This window comes from Nocardioides aurantiacus (genome assembly GCF_003752505.1).
GTDB classification, from domain to species: domain Bacteria; phylum Actinomycetota; class Actinomycetes; order Propionibacteriales; family Nocardioidaceae; genus Marmoricola; species Marmoricola aurantiacus.
Genome location: NZ_RKHO01000001.1, coordinates 1,872,446 through 1,893,689 on the forward strand (window position 1 = coordinate 1,872,446; position 21,244 = coordinate 1,893,689).

22 protein-coding genes are annotated in these 21,244 nt (G+C 65.7%); 18 read left to right on the forward strand and 4 right to left on the reverse strand.

Annotation, left to right across the window (positions count from 1 at the left end; all coding sequences use genetic code 11):
- The first annotated feature begins 102 nt into the window (after nt 1-102).
- The 4 genes from EDD33_RS09025 to EDD33_RS09040 all read left to right on the forward strand — a co-directional run bounded on the left by EDD33_RS09025 (nt 103) and on the right by EDD33_RS09040 (nt 2,879).
- Nucleotides 103-780 carry a hypothetical protein gene (locus EDD33_RS09025; protein ID WP_123390241.1) on the forward strand — a complete coding sequence of 226 codons (678 nt, stop codon included), beginning with the start codon at nt 103-105 and terminating at the stop codon, nt 778-780.
- A gap of 404 nt (nt 781-1,184) precedes the next feature.
- Nucleotides 1,185-1,463 carry a DNA gyrase subunit A gene (locus EDD33_RS09030; RefSeq protein WP_148076996.1) on the forward strand — a complete coding sequence of 93 codons (279 nt, stop codon included), beginning with the start codon at nt 1,185-1,187 and terminating at the stop codon, nt 1,461-1,463.
- Between the two features lie 274 nt (nt 1,464-1,737).
- Nucleotides 1,738-2,412: a DUF1707 SHOCT-like domain-containing protein gene (locus EDD33_RS20855; RefSeq protein WP_425463861.1), complete on the forward strand. Its 675-nt coding sequence runs from the start codon at nt 1,738-1,740 to the stop codon at nt 2,410-2,412.
- Complete coding sequence (locus EDD33_RS09040; RefSeq protein WP_148076997.1) at nt 2,409-2,879, forward strand: hypothetical protein; 471 nt, start codon at nt 2,409-2,411, stop codon at nt 2,877-2,879. The genes EDD33_RS20855 and EDD33_RS09040 overlap by 4 nt, the downstream gene beginning before the upstream one ends.
- A 96-nt stretch (nt 2,880-2,975) precedes the next feature.
- On the opposite strand, the gene EDD33_RS20680 is transcribed toward EDD33_RS09040, so the two are convergent.
- Nucleotides 2,976-3,227 (reverse strand): helix-turn-helix domain-containing protein, encoded by a 252-nt coding sequence (locus tag EDD33_RS20680; RefSeq protein WP_281274139.1) that lies wholly within the window; start codon nt 3,225-3,227, stop codon nt 2,976-2,978.
- Nucleotides 3,228-3,627: 400 nt separating this feature from the next.
- Between EDD33_RS20680 and EDD33_RS19700 the strand changes: the two genes are divergently transcribed.
- The 6 genes from EDD33_RS19700 to EDD33_RS19705 all read left to right on the forward strand — a co-directional run bounded on the left by EDD33_RS19700 (nt 3,628) and on the right by EDD33_RS19705 (nt 8,567).
- Nucleotides 3,628-4,431, forward strand: a complete 804-nt coding sequence (locus tag EDD33_RS19700; RefSeq protein WP_148076998.1) for a hypothetical protein — start codon at nt 3,628-3,630, stop codon at nt 4,429-4,431.
- A gap of 135 nt (nt 4,432-4,566) precedes the next feature.
- The gene (locus EDD33_RS09055; protein WP_148076999.1) at nt 4,567-5,010 is read left to right on the forward strand and encodes a hypothetical protein; all 444 of its coding nucleotides are present in this window, start codon (nt 4,567-4,569) and stop codon (nt 5,008-5,010) included.
- A gap of 2 nt (nt 5,011-5,012) precedes the next feature.
- A complete protein-coding gene (locus EDD33_RS09060) occupies nt 5,013-6,065 on the forward strand; it encodes a hypothetical protein (protein ID WP_148077000.1) in 1,053 nt (350 codons plus the stop codon).
- Nucleotides 6,062-7,495: a lipase family protein gene (locus tag EDD33_RS09065; RefSeq protein WP_123390260.1), complete on the forward strand. Its 1,434-nt coding sequence runs from the start codon at nt 6,062-6,064 to the stop codon at nt 7,493-7,495. The genes EDD33_RS09060 and EDD33_RS09065 overlap by 4 nt, the downstream gene beginning before the upstream one ends.
- 16 nt (nt 7,496-7,511) lie before the next feature.
- The gene (locus tag EDD33_RS09070; RefSeq protein WP_123390262.1) at nt 7,512-7,949 is read left to right on the forward strand and encodes a hypothetical protein; all 438 of its coding nucleotides are present in this window, start codon (nt 7,512-7,514) and stop codon (nt 7,947-7,949) included.
- A 183-nt stretch (nt 7,950-8,132) separates the two neighbouring features.
- Nucleotides 8,133-8,567 (forward strand): hypothetical protein, encoded by a 435-nt coding sequence (locus EDD33_RS19705; protein ID WP_148077001.1) that lies wholly within the window; start codon nt 8,133-8,135, stop codon nt 8,565-8,567.
- Nucleotides 8,568-9,196: 629 nt separating this feature from the next.
- On the opposite strand, the gene EDD33_RS19940 is transcribed toward EDD33_RS19705, so the two are convergent.
- Both EDD33_RS19940 and EDD33_RS09085 read right to left on the reverse strand, forming a co-directional pair.
- On the reverse strand, nt 9,197-9,361 hold the full coding sequence (locus tag EDD33_RS19940) for a hypothetical protein (protein ID WP_170169748.1): 165 nt from the start codon (nt 9,359-9,361) through the stop codon (nt 9,197-9,199).
- 342 nt (nt 9,362-9,703) lie between these two features.
- Nucleotides 9,704-10,501: a MafI2 family immunity protein gene (locus EDD33_RS09085; RefSeq protein WP_123390266.1), complete on the reverse strand. Its 798-nt coding sequence runs from the start codon at nt 10,499-10,501 to the stop codon at nt 9,704-9,706.
- Between the two features lie 1,190 nt (nt 10,502-11,691).
- Between EDD33_RS09085 and EDD33_RS09090 the strand changes: the two genes are divergently transcribed.
- The 8 genes from EDD33_RS09090 (at nt 11,692) to EDD33_RS09125 (ending at nt 19,260) form a co-directional block, all read left to right on the forward strand.
- The gene (locus tag EDD33_RS09090; RefSeq protein WP_148077002.1) at nt 11,692-12,333 is read left to right on the forward strand and encodes a hypothetical protein; all 642 of its coding nucleotides are present in this window, start codon (nt 11,692-11,694) and stop codon (nt 12,331-12,333) included.
- 316 nt (nt 12,334-12,649) lie between these two features.
- Nucleotides 12,650-13,651, forward strand: coding sequence for an IS481 family transposase (locus EDD33_RS09095; RefSeq protein ID WP_123390269.1), 1,002 nt, complete (start codon nt 12,650-12,652; stop codon nt 13,649-13,651).
- 88 nt (nt 13,652-13,739) lie between these two features.
- On the forward strand, nt 13,740-14,186 hold the full coding sequence (locus EDD33_RS09100; protein ID WP_148077003.1) for a hypothetical protein: 447 nt from the start codon (nt 13,740-13,742) through the stop codon (nt 14,184-14,186).
- On the forward strand, nt 14,183-14,824 hold the full coding sequence (locus EDD33_RS09105) for a hypothetical protein (RefSeq protein ID WP_123390272.1): 642 nt from the start codon (nt 14,183-14,185) through the stop codon (nt 14,822-14,824). The genes EDD33_RS09100 and EDD33_RS09105 overlap by 4 nt, the downstream gene beginning before the upstream one ends.
- Nucleotides 14,821-16,536: a DDE-type integrase/transposase/recombinase gene (locus tag EDD33_RS09110; RefSeq protein ID WP_123390274.1), complete on the forward strand. Its 1,716-nt coding sequence runs from the start codon at nt 14,821-14,823 to the stop codon at nt 16,534-16,536. Before EDD33_RS09105 ends, EDD33_RS09110 begins: the two co-directional genes overlap by 4 nt.
- On the forward strand, nt 16,536-17,300 hold the full coding sequence (locus EDD33_RS09115; protein ID WP_148077004.1) for an AAA family ATPase: 765 nt from the start codon (nt 16,536-16,538) through the stop codon (nt 17,298-17,300). The genes EDD33_RS09110 and EDD33_RS09115 overlap by 1 nt, the downstream gene beginning before the upstream one ends.
- Nucleotides 17,297-18,571 (forward strand): hypothetical protein, encoded by a 1,275-nt coding sequence (locus tag EDD33_RS09120; protein WP_123390277.1) that lies wholly within the window; start codon nt 17,297-17,299, stop codon nt 18,569-18,571. The genes EDD33_RS09115 and EDD33_RS09120 overlap by 4 nt, the downstream gene beginning before the upstream one ends.
- Complete coding sequence (locus EDD33_RS09125) at nt 18,568-19,260, forward strand: helix-turn-helix domain-containing protein (RefSeq protein WP_123390279.1); 693 nt, start codon at nt 18,568-18,570, stop codon at nt 19,258-19,260. Before EDD33_RS09120 ends, EDD33_RS09125 begins: the two co-directional genes overlap by 4 nt.
- A 1,056-nt stretch (nt 19,261-20,316) precedes the next feature.
- Here EDD33_RS09125 and EDD33_RS09130 read toward each other — a convergent pair.
- The gene (locus EDD33_RS09130) at nt 20,317-21,093 is read right to left on the reverse strand and encodes a hypothetical protein (RefSeq protein ID WP_148077006.1); all 777 of its coding nucleotides are present in this window, start codon (nt 21,091-21,093) and stop codon (nt 20,317-20,319) included.
- Nucleotides 21,094-21,244: the final 151 nt, after the last annotated feature.

The window sequence follows — 21,244 nt, forward strand, 5'->3', positions numbered from 1 at the left end:
CTCATGTGCCTTGGACGTGTGCTGACGCGTTCTGGTTCCACACCGATAAGTTTGGATTCTCCAGAGCGAAAAGGTCGATCAACGCGAGGAGCAGGCACGAACATGAACGACCACCACGTCCTCACCATCCGTATCGACTCCTCCAAGCCCAATTACCCTAAGGTCCGTCTACTCATTGACGGATCCGACCTACTGGCCACCACCGGCAACGACGAGGGCAACGACCCGGCTGACATCCTCGATACGGGGGCACTGATACCGACAAAGCCGTCGCGACGGATTGCGTTGTACGGCTGCGGGTGCGGCATCTTCGGCTGCGCCAACGTCGCGATGCTCGTCCATCGCGTCGGCGACACCGTGCAGTGGTCTGACGCGCAATCGCTCACCGGCGCGTATGAGGCTGCGTTACCTAACGACGGGGATGAAGAGCCTGACCCGGCGGTCGATTACGACCTGCCCTCGCAACCACTGGCCGTCCCCCTGCTCACGTTCTCTGCATCCCAGTACAACGACGAGGTAGCCCGCGCCATGGCTGACCGCACCTGGGAGACCCATCTGCGAGCCGTGATGCGGCACCTGCTAGCGCTCAAACCGGAATGGATGATGCACGCGACCGGGCCCGCCACATTCACACTCGACTACCCGCAGGGCAGGAGGTGGGGATTAACCGAATTGGAGGTTCCCTCCGGCGAACCGGCGTACCTAGCGCAGGCTCTAGTTGACCTCTTCGATCAGGGCGTCCGCCCCGGCCAAATCATTCAGGAAGCGCTCTGGCAATAATCGCCGTGGGGCTGTAAGTAATGGTTTTCGCTTTCTGCAGTTGAAGGCACAAGTTTGCCAAGTGCGACGTGCGGGCCCCGGCATCTGCCAGTAACGTGCTGGGCTAGATGACGTGTCGGCGACCAGCGTCTATCTCGTTCCCATAAATGCTGGCCGTGCTTGCAGCGTGGGGTTGGTCTCGCGCCGGTCACGTTCCTGTTGAGGACGGCAGCGAGGCTGGGCACGCGACCGACTGCTAACGCGGTCAGGCCCAAAAGGAACGCACAGCAACTAACGCTGTACGTCCGCCAATGGCCGGACCCTCCGCTCGGTCTACCTGGGCCGCAGGAAGCCCGCCCTTGCGGGGTGGTGTCCGGCAAGGGGTTCGTATCGTCTGATGTAGGCACTAGCGTGCCCTTGTGGCGATGGCAAGCAACGACGACGGTGAGCAGATCTGGGCGAAGCAAGAGCGTCTCACTCTGCTCGATGCTCTCATCGCGGCCACCTCACGCAGAGACGAAGTATTCGCAGTGCTCAGCAGATCTGAAGACCCTGAACGTGCCGTATCCGAACTACGGCAACTGCTGAGCATCGAGGAGATTCCCGCCCGGGCGATCGTCGATCTGCAGTTGCGTCGTTTCACTAGTGGTGAGCGACAGAAGTTGGCCGACATGCGTGCGGAACTGCTGTCCGAGTTAGACTAGGAATAGCCCGTCGCGACGTCATTTGCCTACTGGGCCAATTGCCCTCGCTCAGCAGCGAATCTGAGTTCGATACGACCCTCCCCGCGTCGATCGCCCACCGTTGATGTTCGTCGCACGCGAGTCCACGGGCATCGACGTTCCCGGGCGGGAACATGCCGTCTCCCGCAAACGCGGCCATGTCACGCCCCTCAACCCTGGGTCCGCCTCATACTGGCTGGCACCTACAGGGACGAGAACCATGAGTGACGCCACCCAGCCAAGCCCGGGTCGATCCATGCGCGCCAATAGCGCGGATCGGGACCGTTGCACTGCGGTGTTGGCCGAGGGATACGCAGCCGGATTCTTAGACGACCGGACCTTCGAGGCCCGGCTCGACCGCGCGTTGACCGTCATGACGCGCGCCGAGTTGGCCGCCTTGGTGGCGGACTTGCCTGTGCGACCTATTAAGCAAGTCCAAACGAGGAAGACCACATCGCGCGGTGGTCGACCCGGCGGCCTGACCAGACGGGCATGGGTGGCAACTGGGGGTCTCGCTGTAGCGCTGACTGTCGCCGGAGGCCTGATCCAAACGGGTGCGCCTCCTGAGGCTGCGGCGCGGCAGGTGTGCCTCGCGACAGGTGTTGCTGTGCCCGAGAACGAGACGTGCCCAGAGCCCACGCGCGCACAGAAGTCGCTGCAGACGTTAGTCGACCGGGCCGACGCGGCAGCCGAGCAGGCCTCAGCGGCTGCCGAAGGGGCGACGGAAGGCTCGCGCTTGCGTGATCTCGCGCGTGAAGCAGACACTGCTTCGGGCCAGGCACGTAGTGTCCAAGCCCAGGCACAGGAGGCTTGGGCGGGCGGAGATCCCAACGCGGATGAGGTAGTGGCGACCGCCGTGATGCGCGCCAAGAACGCAACGAAGGTAGCGACCCGAGCCGCTATCGAGGCGGGCCAGGAAGCAGCGCAGTGAGACAGACCCGGGAAGGCGTGCCGCCGAACAAGACTCCGTCACGCAGCCGTTGCCGAGCGTTGCTGACCGGCGGTGTTGCGGCACTGATTGCCGTCGTGGCTTTCGCGGGCGCGTGGAACACGGATGGGCTGGTCAGTGTCGTCCTCAGCATTGGGTTCTTCGCAGCCGTCGCAACAGTCGGGGGTGCGGGTCAAGAACTCTTCGTCTTCCGCGAGCCGCTCGCAAACGCAGAAACCCGGGAGCGCCGCACCAAGTTGTACGCGCTGTCGTTCCTGATCGTGTTCTCCACCGTCAGCGCAACGTGGCTCGCGTGGGTGGTCAACAGTCCGAGCGGCGGCTGCATCGACTGTGACTCGGCTGGTGGCCGCGTCCTTTTCTGGGCCATCCTGGTTGGTGGTTGGGGAATGGCATTGGTCTGCGTTCGCGAGATCATCGTGCTGCGCAGAAGCGCTCACTCCAAGCCCTGACAACTCGCAGTTCGCCGAGGCGACGCTGCGGCGCGGTCGGCATTCAGTGCCGTGACGCGGTCGCGAGCGCTGGGCGCGCGCTAATCCGTCGCCCGATCAGACGGTCGATTGCAACAGCACGACCATGTTGGTGTCGAGCGCGCCAGCGACCGCGTGGAGGGTGCCGAGGGTGGGGTTGGCGGTTCCGGCTTCGAGCCGCCGGATCATCTGAACAGAGACGCCCGCTGCGGAGGCGGTGGCCTCTTGCGTCATCGCTGCGTTCTCGCGAGTCGCGCGCAGGGTGGTAGCGAGTCGCTGGGCGATGGCGGGAGGCAGGGGCCTGTGGGCCGAAGCCTTCCGGTTGGGCACCTCGCGAGACTCCCGTCAGAACCGCCGCCAGACGAGAACATAAAAGTTCCTGTGACTCGGGACGGCGTGTGGCGGCACGCATATATGTTCTGTACGTTCGGCGGCGGTTCACCGCTCCTGTGGTGGACCTGTCAACCAGGTTCCCCCGCAGCCAGCGTGGGATTCGACCGTTTGCAGGCGCAGCCCTAACTGCGCCTGCATCCACACCGGAGCCCACTTGATCCCCCACCCGTTCAGACAGTCCCACAGTCCCCGGAACCGCGCCCGCAGCACCGCTGCGGTTGCGGCTCTGGCCCTCAGTGTCAGCCTCACTGCTTGCTCCGCCGGGTCGGAGCGGTCGGCCAGCGATGCTGACGGGGAGGCGGCCCGGTCCAGTCGTAGTCAGACCGAACTGGTCACCTTGCAGGCGGAGTTCCAGGAGACCGTCGACCGGCCCGCCAAGCCGCTCACCACAAACCTGGGCCTCAAGGCACCTGCTGGGTTCGCTCAAGCCGACGTCGACGCCCTTGCACAACGAGCCATCTCTGTACTGCGTCGCTCGACTGCGCCGACACTGAGCAAAATGGCCCCCGATGAGGCGGTCGACTACGTCTACGCCCAGCAGCCTGCGCCCACCCGCTTCGACTTCGAACGCGACGCGATCGCCGGAACTCAGGGCCGCCCATGGCAGTGGCTCGCAGCATCCCGCTTCCCCGAGACGCCATGTAGAGCCAAGGCTATTCGCGTCGCCGCCAACGTGAAGAAATACAACGGGCGGCTCGACGACGGCACACCCGCGCCCTACCTGACGGTGATCGTTGAAGCGCACCTGGTCCAACAAGTGCCCATCCCGAACCGAGAGACCGATGCAGACGAACCAGGAGACACAGACCCGGCGACCGTTCCGATCGTCTCTTACCGAGCAGTCCTGGCCTCCGGCTTCCGTCCCCGGGGCGGCCCAGGCTTCTGGCCATCGGTGCGAACCCGGACCTCACCATTCGGCAACGACGGTTGCTCACTCGACGAAGACACCGCACTGCTTGTGCCGAGCACCGACCCCGACGTCCTCCGCGAAGACCTCGCCAACCTCAAGTCCACCCTGAGAAACCCTAGAGTCAGCGCAACCGACTTCACAGCCGACACCTCCGCCGCCCAGAAGAAGGAGGCGCGTCGCGAGTACGAGCAGTACCGCGATGAGCATTGTGGCGGTGAGCCAGACAACTGACAGTCGCTGCGTTCTCGTTCGCACTACGTGAGGCGACGGCGTGGACGGGTTTCCGCCATTAGCCCCGCCGGGGGTTTGACCTTGACATTCTGAGCGAACAATCAGGTCAAATCGGTGAGCGTTCGGGGGGCGCGCATGTACGGGGACACCGCAGTCATCCGTCGTCTTGCGGGACAGATGCGCGAGCAGGCGGCAGACCTGCGCATCGAGGCCGACCGCCTGGTCGGGTCGGTCGATGCGGTGGCCTGGAACGGTGGTGCCGCCGAGGCGATGCGCGGCGCGATGCGGGACTTCGCTGTCCGTCTTCGGGCTGCTGCCAACGAGCATGACGATGCTGCAGAGGCGCTGGATGCGCATGCTGCTGAGGTGGACCGGCTCAAAGCGTTGATCGCGGCGATCGAGGCGCGGACACGGAGCATGATCGCGGAGGCCAAGGATCGGATCGCTTCTGCCGCCAACGCTGTCGCGAACGGACTTCGAGCACTTGCGTCGGACTCATTCGACGACGTGCTCGCCAGGTTCCAGCCGCCTCCGTCAGGCCACAAGGCGTGGCTCAACGACGACGTGCCGGGGGCCTGACCGTGAGCATCATCAACCTGACGGACGAAGCCGCCGGAACCGATGGATCGGCATCACGAGACGAGGTGCAGTTCAGGGTCGCGCTGACACTGACCGAATTGAAGTTCCTCGCAGACCAAGTGGGGCTACGTCTGCCATTCGGGGCAGAAGCGCGCCCGGTCTCGGCGATGGAGGCCAGGCTCAGTCGACTCGGGGGCAGAGGCACCGGTGGTGCAAACGGCGACGACGCTGCCGACGTGATGGCGGCGCTGCCAGACGCGCGCACATCACTCTCCACGCGAGGCCTCATCACGGACACGTCGAACGAGCCCGACGGCGGCGACGGTACTGACACGTCGGTCGTCCTAGCCCCTGCGCTCGTGCAAATCTTGGCGCTCCTGGCTCTGCCCGAGATCGCCGTCGACATGGACGTGACCTACGACCAGGACGGGGCTCCGGTGCGGCTTCGGGTCTACCACCACGCCGCCGGTGACCAGGTCGCCACGCTCGCCTCCGCCAACGGCATCGTCTGGGAGACCGCGCTCATCGAGAGCGCTGATTGGTCGCGAGAGTTGGCGAGGGTTGCGACCCCTCCCGGCGGCGACCCTGCTGCGTCCGATGACGTCGCCGCCGGTGTCAGCCTGCCGTTCCCACTCTTGACGGTCGGGTGCGAGTTGATCGAGACCGGGAGACGCGACCTGCTTCCCTCACTCCTCGACACGCATGACGGACAGGTCCGTCGCGACGGACGCGACCTCACCGTCGAGGAGACGACGCAGGTACTCGATGCCGTGGCGGCCTCACATGGGCGGCTACGGGCACTCATCACCCGGCCCGCGCAACCTGAACCCGAAACGACCGAGACCAAAGGTGGTTCAGACGCCGGACCCCAGCCAAGGGCGACGGAACCCAACAGCCCTCGGGCAGGGGTCGTCTCGTGGGTTCTCCTCGCGAACGGCTGGCGTGCATTGCGGCCACGGGGCAACAACAAGGACCCACGGGTCCTGATCACCGCCGAGACACCCGAGTCACTCACCACCGACATCTCCCGGGTCGTCGCAGAGGTGCTGCCATGAGCGACACAACAACACCACCGATCGTTTCCATCACCGGCGGCAGTGACGGCACCGAGGCCGAGTACGGCCAGATGGTGGCCTTGTCGCACCGCTTCGAGAGCGTCGCCGGGGACCTCATGTCGAGGTCGACGCTCGGCGCGACCGTCATGGGAAACGGGGATCTCATGGAGTCCGCCGTCCTAGCACCCCATACCTTTGCTGCCGCCCAAGCCGCGATCGTCCTCGCGACCACCGGACCCTCGGGGCTCACCGTCCAAGCGGGGTTCCTCGAAGTCTCCGCGATCACGATGCGGAACATGGTCTCCGCCTATACCGGCGTCGACGCACTCCAACGCGCCGCGTTCGAAGCGTTCGACTACGGCACCGGTTTCGCGCTGGGGGCGACACCCATTGCCCTCCCTTTCGCGTTGGCCGCGTACGCCCGAATGACTCCCGAGCAACGTGCCAATCTGCCCGGCACTTTGCAGCAGTGGGCAGAGGACAACCCCGGCATGGTTCAGCACCTCATCAACGGCTCCGGAGGTCTCGTCGACGGCCTCCAAGCATCAACCGGCGCGCTCCTCACACCAGCGCTTGGGCCGTTCGGCGGGAGGGCACTGTGGGGCAGCCTCGGCATCGACCCTTTCAACCCGACAACCGGCGCAGCCGCCGCCGACCTCGCCGGGCTCTACCGAGACGGCGAACCGACGGTCGGAGCGTTCACCCAAGACGACAGTGCCTTGTCAAAGACTCCCCCGGGCGGCGTGGCCGACCTGATGGCCAACCTCGACGAGGTCAACGCGGGCGAGGACGGGCTAATCCGCGTCCAGCAGGTGGGAGCAGCAGGTCGGTACATCGTCTACATCCCCGGCACCGATGACATGGCCACCCTCCCCGGCCAGTCCGACGAGACCATCCGCGACATGGGTGCCAACCTCAAACTGATGGGCGGAGACCAGACGGCCTACGGACGGGGCATCATCGAAGCCATCAACCGGTCGACACCGGAGGGTTCACAGGTCACGCTCGTGGGCCACTCGCAAGGCGGCATGACGGCAGCCGAGATCGCCTCGGTCAACGGTTCCGACGGCTCTCAACACTTCAAGGTCGACCATGTTGTCACCGCCGGATCGCCGACCTCACAGGTCGAGTCGCTTCCCAGTCACGTGTCGATGCTGTCGCTAGAGAACTCCGGAGACGTCATCCCGCTCACGGACGGCGAACCGAACCCGGAATCCGCCAATAGGACCACTGTCAGGTTCGACGCCAACACCGGCTCCATCGCAGGTAACCACCGCATCGAACAGTACGTTCAAGGCGGACAAGCAATCGACGCTTACGCCGACACCCACCACGAGGGCAGCCTCCCGAACGAGATCAACTCGCTCGGCGACTACCTCGGGTACCGCGAGGCCAGCAGCCAGTCCGTCATCATCGAGCGCAAGCCCTAACCGAGGAGCACACCCCGTGAAGCGGTTGCCCACCCTGATCGCCCTCGTCGCGATAGTCGCCGCCCTGGCTGGATGCGCCACCCTGCCCTCAGGTGACTCGAAGAACAACGAGGACAAGGGATGCGGCGACTGTGCAGCCGAGGTCGACGCGCTCAAAACCACAGTTGAGCAGATGCCAGACGTGAACAAGGTCGGCCAGTTCGCCTACAACTCAGACACCAACGCCGGATCCGGACCCGGCCTGAGAACCGACATCGACCTCGCGAAGGGAGACTCCGAGGCCACCGCCGACGCCGTCATCAAGGCAGCCTGGGAAAGCCGGATCACGCCGCTGGAGCAGGTTGTCGTCGTCACCACCCAGGGCGGAGGCGGCGCTGAACGCTACGCCGCCACCTTCTACGGCAACGACCTCGAAAGGTACGAGAAAGAGTGGGGCCCGCGCCCAGTCAAGTAGCCGCGTCGCAACGACGAACAGCCCCACCTGCTGCAGCAAACCCGAAACCGGCTCGCACTCACTGGCTGGCTGACACCCACGACTTCGGGGTTCGCTCGCACCCACCCCTAGGTTTGCAACTGGTCGCAGGACTCTGCGCTCGGCGATCAGTCACTCACCGCAGATGACTCGGACGGGACTCCAGTGAAGCGAACCGCCTGGGCCCTCGCCGTGCCGACCGCACTCTTCGCCCTGTCCGGTTGCACACTGCCGGGTGCCGCCAGCGACCCGAAGAACGAACCCCCTTCGTGCGGCCAATGCCAATCCCAAGTCGCCAACCTCAAGGCCCAGGTTGAGGAGATGCCCGCCGTCTCGAAGGTGGGGCAGTTCCGCTACAACTCCGACACCAACGCCGGTGGCGGCCCCAGCCTGAACATCGACCTCGCTGTGGCGGGAGGCGACGCGGAAGCGACGGCGGACAAGGTCTTCGAGGCTGCATGGAAGAGCCGCGTCACGCCTCTTGAAACCGTGGTCGTGAACACGGGTGGACCCGGGTCCGTCGAGACCTCCGACGCGCGGTTCTACGGCAAGTTCCTCGACGAGTACGAGACCAGGTGGGGTCCGCGCCCCGTCAAGTAGGCGCGTCGCGCGCACGCAGGGCGGCGGCTGGGTCGCTTGACCTCATGACGTGCCGGGCCCGGGCGACCATCCTGATGTGATCAGCCCGGAACACGTAACCCTCTGCGCTCATGAGGTGCGGCAGCCGGTCCTCAACAGCAAGCCGCTGCACGTAGACAGTCGTGACACCCAGCAGTACCGCCACGTCACGGGTAAACATCCACTCCCCCGGTGGCAAATCCCGAACGACGCGCTCACGAGCGAGGCGTCGCGCGTTCGCGACGCTGTGTGAGCGAGTGCCGCTGGAAGTCGAGCGACCCGCGCGCAACGACGCAGCGTCCGGTCGCATCCCAGGGACGTCAGACACGGCTCCCATATGCCCGCCGAGGCAGGCCCAAAACTCGACACCCGACCCTACGACGAACGCGGACAAGCAAGGGATTGCCGCCGTTCCCCGACAGCGAGAGCGCGCTGGCTGCGGACGCCCGGCCTGCGGCTGATTCCTGCGCCTTGGCGGAGGTCGTGCCGTGTGGGACGCGCTGCGATGCAGAGATCTGCAGCGAATCCGACGCCTATCCTGGCGGAACTGAGATGGGTGGAACCGCCGGTCGTGGCGTGGTTGGCCTGGTCGGCGGTCGGGAGCGCGCTAGTTAGGCGGTGCGACGACGCGCGGAGCCGTTCTTGCGCTCTTGCGCCATCTCGGCGGCGACTTCCTTGCGAGCCCGGTCGCGCGCTTGACCGAAGTAGGTCTTGGGGTCAGCCAGTGCCCGGGCGATCCGGTCATCACGGCGAGGCTTGTTCAACTTCTGCGCCATGATGCAGGTCTCCTCGGACTGGGTGGGGGCTGTCGCACTACTGTGCCACGCCGGTTGCGGCGACTCTACGGATCAACGGTGGCAACCCGGTGTCAGTGGAGGCAGAGTCAGTGCCTGAATCGAGTACGAATGCAATACGTATTCCAATGCATCCGGAGAAGCATTTGCAATTTCACCGATCCGCCGTCGACATGATGTTGGAGACGCTCAGCGACGCCCTTCGGCACCGGACCCCGCCAGACAACGTGCATGAAACCAAGAGTATCTTCGCTATTTCGGTTAGTTGCCCGAGCCAATTTTGGCTTAACCATTCGCTACTTTCAGGCCCCGGATTTAGGTGGCTTATTCGTTGACGTCCTCGAATTCGCGTCGTCGGAAAACGGTGGTTTCGCCGTCTCTGACCACTAGTGGTGTCTTGATAGGGCTGGTGACCGCTTCGAACTCAACATCGGTGTCGTCAAGGTAGGCGGCAACGACTTCGGCAGCAGCCTCCTGGGTTAACTCCCGTTCGCGGTCCGTGATGGGACCGGCGTAGGTGAACTCGCCGTGCAACGCGGACCCGTCTCCGGCGAGCCGGACCGTGACTTGGCGAAGGTCGCTGGTGACAACACCCCACAGGCTGCGGTTCACCTCCAGGACGGCGTCGTTCAGGCTGATACTCGGCAAGGTGGTACCTGAGGGTTGCGACGACCTCTGGGGCGAGGTTGCGGACCTGCCGGTCAGCCGCGATATGAGGCTGGCGGTCATGCGTCGCGCGTGGTGTCGTAATCGCGTCGGAAGGTTTGCAGGAGCAGCGTGGTCGGGTTGCTTGGCAGGCTTGTCGTACCGCTGGACGGCGAGGTGCTGGATGGCTCGGAGCAGTCCGGTGAGGTGCTCAATCTCGTGGGTCAGGACGACTTCGGTGTCGTCGTCTCGTGACTCGTTGAGGAAATCGCGGATGGTGTCGGCGTCATCCGAGACTTGCCCGACCCCCGAGACCTTAGGGACTACGTCCAGCGAGAAGGCCTCCTCCACCGAGACATGCCAGTAGTAGTCGACGGAGAGCCGCAGTTCCTCGCCGAGTTCAGCCTCAACAACGTCCAGCATTCTTGAGACCGCATCCCGCAGTTCGGAGACGGTGATGTCGGGCGCGCTGTCCATCCGGGGAGCGTATCGACGCTCAACACCCGTCGGGTCCACTAAGTCCGTCGTTGCCGTGTTCCGCAGAGCATCTGACGGACGCCCGCGCGTGGCACCGCTCAGAGGTTGTCGCCGCAGGCTTTTGAGATGGGTTGCTGACGTCGGGCCTCTACCGCCTGCTCCCCCCCCCGGGGCGGCGGGGCTTGTGCTCACGCGTCTGGCGAGTTCTGAACCTGCTCTCGCAGTTGGTGTCGCACGCGGTCGGAAGCCCTCATCACGTCCTTGGTGGCTAAGAGCATGTCGTCGACGTCCTTTTTTCGCACGTTCCTGACTTGCTTGAAGGACAGGGCGAGGGCCATGACGCGACCTAAGTCGTCGATGGCCTTGAAGAGTGAGTCAAGGTCAGTAGTGCTCAGGTCAGTGCCTGGCGCAGAGGTCTCCCGGGCAGCGGGGTGCGAGTTGACGAACCGGTCCCGTGCGGGCTTGCACGCTTCACAGGTTTGACGACGTGGCATGAGAACTGTTTGGCAGAACGGACACCACCGGTCCTGACGAGCGGAGCGACGCTGTAGGCCTCTCCCTTGCCCGTGAGCCGGTTCAGTCAAGTCGTAGGGCTCGAACGGCTTAGGACGCCTCTCGCGCGGCAGATTCACTGCCTGCGTCGCGGTGTATTTCCGTCCGGGCTGCAGAGTCACTTTTGGCGCTTTCCGTCTCTGGAGTTCGCTGGGGTTTCTGAAGTTGGCAGAAGTTACCCGGAAGGTCCCGGGAAGTTTGGGCTTCACCTGCGTCAGCCGTCGACGACCCAAGTCACGTCTCTGACCTGCGGTTTCGCGTCCCCCAAACACGTCTCGACACCATGTATATCAACCGCGCGGCAACGTTTCCGGGAAGTTCGCGGAAGGTTGCTGAACTTGGCGGCCACGGACGCCACGGCTCCAGAGTCCTCGTTGTCAGGCACCCCGCCAGACACCGAGAACGCTAGGAGATTCACCCTCATGTCTAACCGCCCGATTTCTGCTCTTGCCGCCACCGGAACGTCCGCCTACGCTCCCACCCACGTCGCACCTTCGTGCGACGTCGTCGTCGGAAGCGAGCCCGGTCATGTCGTACAGACCCAGCCCCACAAGGGGACCGCTGCACTACGTCTGACGGCTATGGCTATGGCCTCTCAGCGTGCGGCCTTCCCCGCATCCCGAGAGGAGATCCTCGCTGTGAAGACCGCCCAGGTCGTCGCCGAAGACATCGTCGAGTCCGCCTACGAGGCCATGACGGTGGACGGGGACGAGTTCGACCCCGCCTCATTCATCCTGACCGCCGCCCGCGACGCCGCCAGCGTGCTGGCCGAGGTCCTTGCGCCTCTCAGCCAGGCGAGCCGGGCCATGGTGGTCGACCTGGCCGTTGAGCCGACCCGCAACGCTAGGTGGCTCGACTCGCTCCTCGGCGGCATCGCCACCATCCTTCACGCGTTCGCCCAGCGGTTCACCCTGGGCGACGGGACATGGGCCTGCGTGCGGAACTACGGCTGCGCCTACCTGGAGTCCCGGGTCGTGGCCTGGCAGGCAGCAGACGGTCATACCCAACTGCACCTGCTCGACACAGACGTCCCGACGCCCGATGACCTCGCCAGGACTGACGAGGTGCGCGACATCTTCGCGGCCATGGCCCGCGTCTTCGGGTCTGCGACTCTGACGCTCTACCCGGCCCGCTGCCCCGCGCAGGCGCGCCTCTACGTCGCCCATGACAAGTGGCACCTCCTCTCGAAGCAGGGGGAAGACAGCGGCTACAACGACGTCCCGGTCCTCGACGCCCGTAGGGACGAGATGGACGAGATGGACGAGGACGACGCGGCATGAGTGCGCTCATCGGCCCCGCATGGGGCAGACCCTGCGCGCATCGCTCTGCGCTGCGCCAGGTCTGACGAGCCACGACCGTCGCTCGCCACCTCTTAGACGAAGAAGCAGAAATCATGACCATCACCCACCGTGCTGACGCACGCTCCAACACCGTCCACCCGTCGCCGTTCAGGCTGGGCGCAGGCACCCCTAGCTGTGATGACCAGGCACGTTGGTCAAGGACGTGTGAGGACACGGTCTGATGTCGTGGATGAGTGAAGACCTCCCGGTGTGGAGTGGAGCTACCTAGGAACCGCTCCACGACCAGGAGGTCTTCGTGTCTCACGCTACCCATGCCAATGCTGCTCTGACGCCACGTGCCCGGCTGCGATTGGCGCGTCTGATCGTCGAGCACGGTTGGCCGCCGGCGCGGGCAGCCGAGCGGTACGACGTGTCGTGGAAGACCGCGAGGAAGTGGGCTGAGCGCTATCGGGCCGAAGGGCCGGCCGGGATGAGCGATCGGTCCTCGGCCCCGCATCGTCAGCCAAACCGGACCCCGGCACCGGTGGTGCGCAAGATCGTGCACCTTCGGTGGAAGCAGCGGCTCGGGCCGGTCGAGATCGGTGACCGGCTCGCGATGCCGTCCTCGACGGTTCACGCGGTCCTGGTGCGGTGCCGGATCAACCGGCTCACCCACATCGACCGCGCCACCGGTGAGCCGATCCGACGCTACGAGCACGAGCGACCAGGCGACCTGCTGCACGTTGACGTCAAGAAGCTCGGCAAGGTCCCCGACGGCGGCGGCTGGCGCTACGTCGGACGTCAGCAGGGCGAGAAGAACCGCGCTGCGACGCCTGGGAAGCCGCGCAACAAGTACCGCGGCCCGCTGATCGGGACCTGCTACCTGCATACGGTGATCGATGACCACTCCCGCGTCGCCTACGTCGAGGCCCACGACGATGAGACCAAGGAAACGGCCACCCAAGTGCTGCGCAACGCAGTCGCCTGGTTCGCCGAACGCGGTGTCATCGTGCAACGGGTCCTCAGCGACAACGGCAGCTGCTACAAGTCCCACCTGTGGCGCGACACCTGCGCCGAGCTGGGGATCACGCCGAAGAAGACCCGGCCTTACCGGCCCCAGACCAACGGCAAGATAGAGCGCTTCCACCGCACCCTGGCCGAAGGGTGGGCGTTCAAGAAGTTCTACAACTCAGAATCCGCCAGACTCGCCGCCCTGCCAGGCTGGGTCCACGAGTACAACCACCACAGGCCCCACTCGGCCATCGGGAAACGCTCACCCATCAGCAGGTTGGACAACCTGGCTGGGCATCACACCTAGCCTGCGTCGCGTCTACTCCCCCTGTGAACTTCTCGGGTTCGAGGAGTTGCTCGTCGCCGCCCTGCGGGGATACGCCGCAGCCATCGCAATGCAGTCTCACCGCGACGACCCGTTCGCCTACGCAGACCGGGTCGCCGACCTGACCCGGCCCGAGGCCGGAGACTCCCCCACCGTCTGGACGTCGCGGCTGCCTGCGCTGCTGCACCAGTACGCCGACCACATCCCCTCAGCAGAATGTGACTTCGTAGGAGTCGCCCCCGGAGACCACCCCTGCTGGGAGGACGCGCAGGGTCGTGTCGTAATCGACGTGCTGACCACCCTGACCATGACCGAACTCGCCCCCGGTGAGAGCGAGCACCAGGTCCACGTCACGTCACGCAGCGGCAGGCACCAGTTCGGTGACCGTTTTTTCGGCGTGCGTCACATCGTGCTCGACGCCCCCTACGAGGGGTCGTGGTGTCCAGCAGACGGCGACCCTGAGCCGCTGTTCCTGTGCGACCTCAACGACGCGGCGGTCAGGGGTGGGTTCGCGTGAGCGCCGCTAGCAAGTCGCGTGCCGCGTTCGCTGCGGCAGGTCTGCCCGTCCCCATCTACAAGGGCCCTGCCCCGGCGACGGTCGACCACACCGTGTGGGACACCCGCATCGGTGTGCTCACTCACCGGGTCATCGGAGAGGTGGCCCCACACGCTCAGAACATCCCGGACGTGACCGGGACGGTCATGGCCGACCTGGTGCGCAGCACCGTCGCGCGGGTAGTCGCTGACCGGACCCTGGGCAGGTTGGACCGGGCACGCATCCGTGTGACCGGTCTGACCGTCCAGTACGTCCGCGAGTACCTGCCCCCACTTGGGGTGGATTTCCTCGGCACGGAACTGGCCGCCGGTGGGGGCCGGGTCGACCTGGCCTGGTACCACCCTGCGGTCGGGGTGTGGTTCGACGAGTTGAAGACCTGGCGGCACGCCCGGGCAGGTCTCGACACCGAAACCTGGGTTCAGGTTCGCCGCTACCTCGACGCGGGCAAGACGACGTTCGGTGACGCGTTCGTCGGCGTCCGGCTGCTCACCCTGGGCAACCGCCGTGCCTGCATCACCATCACCAGTAACGGGTTGATTGAGGACCTGCACACCTCCCCGCTCGCGCCAGCGCGGCTCCACCTGAGGGGTGTCGCATGACCGGCTCGCGCACCCTCAAGCGTCGCGAACCGGCCACGGTGACGGACGACAACACCGCCCTAAAGCGGCTGTCGATGTCGGACAAGCACGCCGTGGTTCAGCAGGTCCGTCGTCTTGGCGCGGGCCAGCGGGCCCTCGGCTCACACGTCAAGGTGGTCGCCGGTCGGCACGGCATCTCACCGAAGACGGTGTACCGGTGGATGAACGACCCCCGCTTCGCCACCGACACCACCCCCAGCCCGTCGACTCGCGGACGGTTCGAGGTGACCACCAACCACCTGGCGGTGCTCGCGCACGAGCAGTGCATCTACACCGCCTGGTTGACGATGCACGAGGCCGGGCTCATCGACTGCTCGTACAGGACGTTCACGCGAGCCCTTCAGGAGCGGACCGACCCCGCTCTGGTGGCTGCTGCGCTGCACGGGTTCAAGGGGTTGGTCAACAACCGCCTGTACTTGAAGTGGAACCCCCCGCACCGGTGCCATACGCACCACGTCGACCACACCGAATTTGACCTGTGGGTGTGGCCCAGCCACAAGCACCGGTCTCCCGTTCGTCCCCATGTGACGGTCATCGTCGACGGGTACTCCTCCCTCATTCACGCGGTGCCGTGGGTCGGGGACATCAACGGCGACATGGTTGCCGCTGCCCTGGCCGACGCGGCGGTCGAGCACGACTACATGGGCACCCCTGTGGGCGGGCAGCCTGAGCAGGTCGTCCTGGACAACGCGGCGGCACACTTCGGCCCCTCGATGCGCGACGGCATCGAACGGGTCGGGTGGATTCCCGCTCCGACCGCCTCGTACTCGTCGTGGCAGAACGGCAAGGCCGAGCGTTCCATCGGGCTCCTCAACGAACGGCTCTCGAACCGTGCGCCAGGGGCCACCAAGTCCGGCACCACCCGTACCGGCGCACCCCGCAACGTCGCGAAACTGCCCAAGGACGTGCAGCCGGGCGACGTGTGGGGGTGGAAGGCGTTCCAGCACGCACTGCAAGAGACCGTCGACGAAATCAACACCTCGATTCCGGTCCGGCGGCTCGGTGGGCTGACCCGGCTGCAGGCGTACGCCGCCGACACCACAGAACGTCGCCCCATGAAGGACTCCGAGGCGCGCATCGCGATGATGACGTCCGGGCACATCACCTACACGGCGTCCAAGAACGGCATCCACTTCCAAGGCGTCGACTACGTCGGCTCGAAACTGCAGTTCGGGAAGAAGTACCTCATCAGGTACCTGCCCACGCAGCGCGAGTTCATCGAAGTGATGGACCTCCACGACGAGCACGTGCAGCGCGCCTACGACCCGCACCGGATGCCCAAGAAGGTCTCGGACGCGTTCCACACGGAGCGGGCGCGCCAGGAACGGGACGCCCAAGCCATCGAGTTCGGTGTGCAGGCCCACCGTCGTCACCTGGCGGCGGTCGACAACGCCAACGTGGGCTACGGCGAAGACACCGACCCTGGCCCGACCAAGGCCGTCGACTCAGTCGACCGGTCACACGGCGACCGAGCCGTCCCCAAGACCAGCCGCCGGAAAGCAGCGAAATTGCCCCGCATCCCGGCCACCCCGCAACCCAAGGACACCGTCACCTCCAGCGCCCGCTCCCGCCTCGAACGGGCCTACGGCCAGGGGCTCAACGGCCCCACCGCCACAGCCGACAACGACACCCCACCCACCCCCACCGACCACAGCAAGGAGCCCCAGCGGTGATGCCCAACCCTGACCAGCCACTCTCACTAGGCCTCGAAACCGAACTAGCCGAAACCGAGTTCTTCCGCGACGGAGTCCTAAAAGCACGCGGGGTCCTCAACGTCAACGGCATCCTCGCCATCGACGGCGTACCGGGAACGGGCAAGACCACCTGCGCCCGCTACGTCGCCCAAACCTGCGAACGCCCGGCAGCGCTGGTGCGGATGAGCCACCGTCCCGCACCCCTGGAACTACTGCGCCGCACCCACCTCGCGGTCACCGGAAGGCGGCCCGGGAAGCGCGACACCCGGTTCCAGTTGCAGAACGACCTGCTGGAGTTCCTCTGCGACTGGAACGGCGTCCTCATCGTCGACGAGTTGCAGAACTCCGAAGCCAACGCCATGCGCGAACTCACCTGGCTCTACGAAGAAGCCGACCACGACTTCGGTCTCATCGTCGTCGGCACCGACGTGCTCAACGCCGTCCTGAAGTATCCCCAGTTGCACAGCCGCATCATGGGCGACCACACCTTCGGCACCCTGCGCGGAACCGACCTCATCACCGCCGTCCGCTCCCTCGACCGCCGGTTCGCCGACGCCCACACAAGCGCGCTGGCCGACCACAACGAAGCGTCCTGCGCCGGGCTTCTCCGCCGCTGGGTGCACACCGTGCGGTGGCTCAACTCGTTCAACATCACCGACACGGTCACCGCCGACGACCTCGCCGACGTACGAGGCATGCTGCCCGCCCTAGCCGACGACGACTACTACGAGGACGTCGCATGACGCTGACCCTGACCCCGCTCCCCGCGAACGTTTCAGCCAGGTCGCTCCTGCCCAACACCGACCCCGCCACCGGCATCGTCACCGCCACAGGGCGACCCACACGCCACGCCTGGGCGATAGGGCAAACCATCCTCGCCGCCATGGGCATCCGGCTCGACCTCACCGGGTCCGGACGCAGGCACGGCCAGAACCTCGAACTGCTCCAAGCCTGGCTCGACGCATACCGCGTCCGTGTCCTCGTCATCCGGCACGCCACCAACATCCACGACTACAACCTGCTCAACGACCTCGTCCACGTCACCGCCGCGACCGGCACCGACCTCGCCCTCACCTGCGACGACACCGGAGGGTCCCAACTCGCCGACTGGGTCGACTTGCGCGGAGGCAGCATCGACCCCGACTTCGCGCCGCTACAAGCACGCCTCGCCGCAGTCACCCGCCCCAGCCTGGGCCCCGGCGTCGATAACGCAGCCGACACCCTGGGCACCGGGCAGCCTGACGATTCGGACGCCGACTTCCCCGTCTTCCTGCCCCGCGTCGACTTCTACGCCTTCCGCGCCCGCTGCCGCGACCTCCTCACCCCCGCGCAACACCAACAGGTCGACGACCACTACAGGACCGTCTTCAAGGCCGTCGCCGACGACCCCTTCGCCACCAACGAAGAAGCCACCACCAGGTTCAGCGAACTCGTCGCCGCCACCTCCCACGTCGGCAAAGCCCTCGTGACGGCACGCGCCGCACAAGCCGCCATGTTCACCCACGGCATCCTGTTCAAGGTCAACCTCGACTACTTCCTTAACGCCATCAACGACGTCGAAAACCGACGCCTCACCCCAGCCGAAGTCCGCGCGCTCCGCGCCTACCGCACACCCTGGCGAGCCGCCGCAGTCATCCTCCGAGACGCCGACCTCACCCGCGACCACGTCACCGCACTCACCGTTGCCCACGTCACCCCCGACGGTGACCTGACCGGCGTCCGCCACGCCCCGATGCACCCCGGCGCCCGCGTCTACCTGCGCGCCCAGCGCACGTTCCGGCTCATCCAGGGCGCAGAACCCGGCTCACCCCTGCTGACCGAATCCAACCGCTCCATCGTCCAAGCACAACGCCGCGCCGCAGTCGACCTCAACCTGCCCAACGTCAAGAACCACGAGCCCTCTAACACCACACGCTCCGACCGCTGGCAACAGAACCTTGGCGTCGCGCTCCTCCCCCTCCGAACCGCCCACATACCCGACCCCGCAACCACCAAAACCGGAGCACCCCAATGACCAGCAACCGCGTCCGCTACGCCAACGGCAACAGGGTCCGCGACCGCCTCCTCGAAATGCGCATCAGCGTACGAGAACTCGCCCGCCGCAGCGGCACCAGCGAAACCACCGTCCGCGCCATCCTGCACCGCAACGAAATCAGCGGCAGCACCCAACTCGCAGACATCTACCGCATGCTCGACACCCTCAGCCTCGACCCAGGTGACCTGCTCGACCCGACCACACCTGACGAACCCGACGACACACCAACCGACGACACGCAAACACTCGCCGCGCTGCTCGCAACCGAAAAGACGATGCACGCCCCAGAGCGACTCGCCACCGCGCTCGGCTGGACCCTCGACCGCCTCTACATCACCCTTACCGACCTCGACGCACACCTGCGCGCCGTAGGCCTGCGCATCCACCGAAATAGAATGGGCATCACCATCCGCCCCGCCGACGACCGCGCCCAGCAGGCATCACAACGCCTCGCCCACCTCCACGACCACGAAGATGGCATTCACCAAGGCACGGCCCGCGTCCTCTACACCGTCTACACCGGCACTATGTCCGCCCGCGAAACCCGCAAGGACCAGCAGTTCCACCTAGGAGCGCTCAAGAACCGGGGAGCCATCACCTTCGGCACCGGAAGCGGCAACCGCTTCACGCTCACCGACGACACCGCCTACGCCTTCGACGTTGACTAGCCGTCGTACACCGCCCGGGTTAGGAATGTGGGCACCGGTCACGCCACCACCTTCCGACCACCTCAACGTCGGGAACAGGAGCAGGTGTTGGCGGGAGACTGGCGTCCTCCCCCGCACTCCTGGCCTATTCACCAGGTCGCATTCACCGCCGGAGCGCGCCTCTCAACCATCTGTGGGTTCTGTGCACTCCTGTGCGCCTACGACGCGAGAAACGGCCCTCCCGACTGCGTCGGCGTCGCACGTCGCGTGGAGGAGCCTGGTCCGCCACAGCCTCAACGGCTCGGTCAAGTGCCTCTCGGGCGGCATGGATGGCATCGACCATCTGCTCACCCTCATCGGGCATCAATTGCCGCTCGCCTCGAAGCCGCCAGACAGATACCTCGGCCATCGTCATTTGAGCGCTGGCTCCTCGAAGTAGGCCCATCTGCTGTTGTTCACTGGCACCGGTGATGCGCCGGATGAGCCAATCTGTCTTGACGCGGACCCGTGCGTAATCGCCGGTGGCGGCAGCAACCCGCGTCTTCTGCTCTTCGCGAGCCTCAAGGAGACGGTGCGGGTCAGCCGAACTATTCCGGGCAGACACCAACACCTCGATACGTACAGCCTCGACAAGTCGTTGCTCGGGGTCTGGAAGTTCGAAAGCAACTATCTCGCCAAGTTGCCGCACGTCCTTTTCCCAGCGGTCCTCAAACCGCTTTTGTGACTCGACCCTCGGCACAACACGCAATTGAACAAAAGAGGTCGCCGCCAGCGTTCCCCCGGCAGTCAGGACGTATGGAAGGACCTCTTGCAACATGCGTGAAGTCTTCCTGCTGCCACCGACAGTCTGGCCGCCGGGCGCAGGTAGGCGCAGTCGCGGCAGGGAGATGCACTTCCGGGACCACGGCCAAGACCACCAAGCCGACGCAGTCGGAGTCAGACACCCATCCGACCCGAGACACCGCCGGAGCGATGTTCACCGTCGCAGTGAGCCTCGCCCGACGACACCGCCTGGAGCGACCGTTACCCCCTACACACGACTCACGCCTCACCGCCCGCCCGAGGCGGCGACACCGCTCATCGCCAGTTGAAGTTGCCCCCACGCCCCCACGCCCCGAACTGCTGAGTCAACGCCCGCTCACGAGAGGCGCGCACATCCATAGGCGGGTACAAAAACTGCGCCTTGTACTCGTCCCGAGAGATCAACCGCAGCGCATACTTCTCCCGCAAATCGTCCGCGCGAACCGCCTGCCGCCGCCCCTCCGCCATAGCCGTCTCCAGCGCCCGCCGTTCACGGTCATACCCGGGGTTGCCCGGCACCCCGGCGCACTGCGCCTCCAACGACTGCAACCCCGAGTCACCTTGCACCATCACCAGCCTGACCCGAGCGTCGTGCAAATCATTCTCGGCCTCCGCCAACTCGCGCGCGTGACCGCGCCCGAGTGCGGCCTCAGCCCGCCGCCACGCGTACGCCTGCTCCGCAGCACCCAACATCTCGACCTGCGTAGCCCATAAATGACCTTGTCCCCTGTGCGGCACCCGCCCCTCGAACCCTGTCTCGCGCCCCGTCAGCCACAAGTCCGACTTCGCGAACGCCTTCGCAGCCAAGGTTGGGAACTCCGAAGCGGCCTTTGCCTCTTCCGCCGTCATGGCACCGCTCCGCACCTCGCCCAAGATGAACGCCGCGCGGTCCCGAAGCCTCTGTCCCTCCGTCAATGCCACCCGCAACGCCACCGACTCATCCGGGTCGTCAACGAAGAATTCCTCCTCTTCCGCGAGCGCCTCGCGGAGCCGGTCAGACAACTCCCTACGCCCGTCAGGAGTTGACGCGAACTGAGCCATCGCATCGGCCACCCCGCACTCCGCCCGCAACACCCGACGCTGCACCGCCACCCTCAGGCAACCGCGCTCCGTCAGCGGCGACGACTCAGCCAACGCGACCGCGTCGTCAACTCGTTCCCACGCCCTATCCAGCGACACGCGCGCATGCGCCACACACCGCTGA

Bases quoted from the DNA above. Each gene is read 5' to 3' on its own strand.
- EDD33_RS09025 (WP_123390241.1), top strand. From the start codon at position 103: ATGAACGACCACCACGTCCTCACCATCCGTATCGACTCCTCCAAGCCC.
- EDD33_RS09030 (WP_148076996.1), top strand. From the start codon at position 1,185: ATGGCAAGCAACGACGACGGTGAGCAGATCTGGGCGAAGCAAGAGCGT.
- EDD33_RS20855 (WP_425463861.1), top strand. From the start codon at position 1,738: ATGCGCGCCAATAGCGCGGATCGGGACCGTTGCACTGCGGTGTTGGCC.
- EDD33_RS09055 (WP_148076999.1), top strand. From the start codon at position 4,567: ATGTACGGGGACACCGCAGTCATCCGTCGTCTTGCGGGACAGATGCGC.
- EDD33_RS09065 (WP_123390260.1), top strand. From the start codon at position 6,062: ATGAGCGACACAACAACACCACCGATCGTTTCCATCACCGGCGGCAGT.
- EDD33_RS19940 (WP_170169748.1), bottom strand. From the start codon at position 9,361: ATGGCGCAGAAGTTGAACAAGCCTCGCCGTGATGACCGGATCGCCCGG.
- EDD33_RS09085 (WP_123390266.1), bottom strand. From the start codon at position 10,501: ATGGACAGCGCGCCCGACATCACCGTCTCCGAACTGCGGGATGCGGTC.
- EDD33_RS09100 (WP_148077003.1), top strand. From the start codon at position 13,740: ATGCAGTCTCACCGCGACGACCCGTTCGCCTACGCAGACCGGGTCGCC.
- EDD33_RS09110 (WP_123390274.1), top strand. From the start codon at position 14,821: ATGACCGGCTCGCGCACCCTCAAGCGTCGCGAACCGGCCACGGTGACG.
- EDD33_RS09115 (WP_148077004.1), top strand. From the start codon at position 16,536: ATGCCCAACCCTGACCAGCCACTCTCACTAGGCCTCGAAACCGAACTA.
- EDD33_RS09120 (WP_123390277.1), top strand. From the start codon at position 17,297: ATGACGCTGACCCTGACCCCGCTCCCCGCGAACGTTTCAGCCAGGTCG.
- EDD33_RS09125 (WP_123390279.1), top strand. From the start codon at position 18,568: ATGACCAGCAACCGCGTCCGCTACGCCAACGGCAACAGGGTCCGCGAC.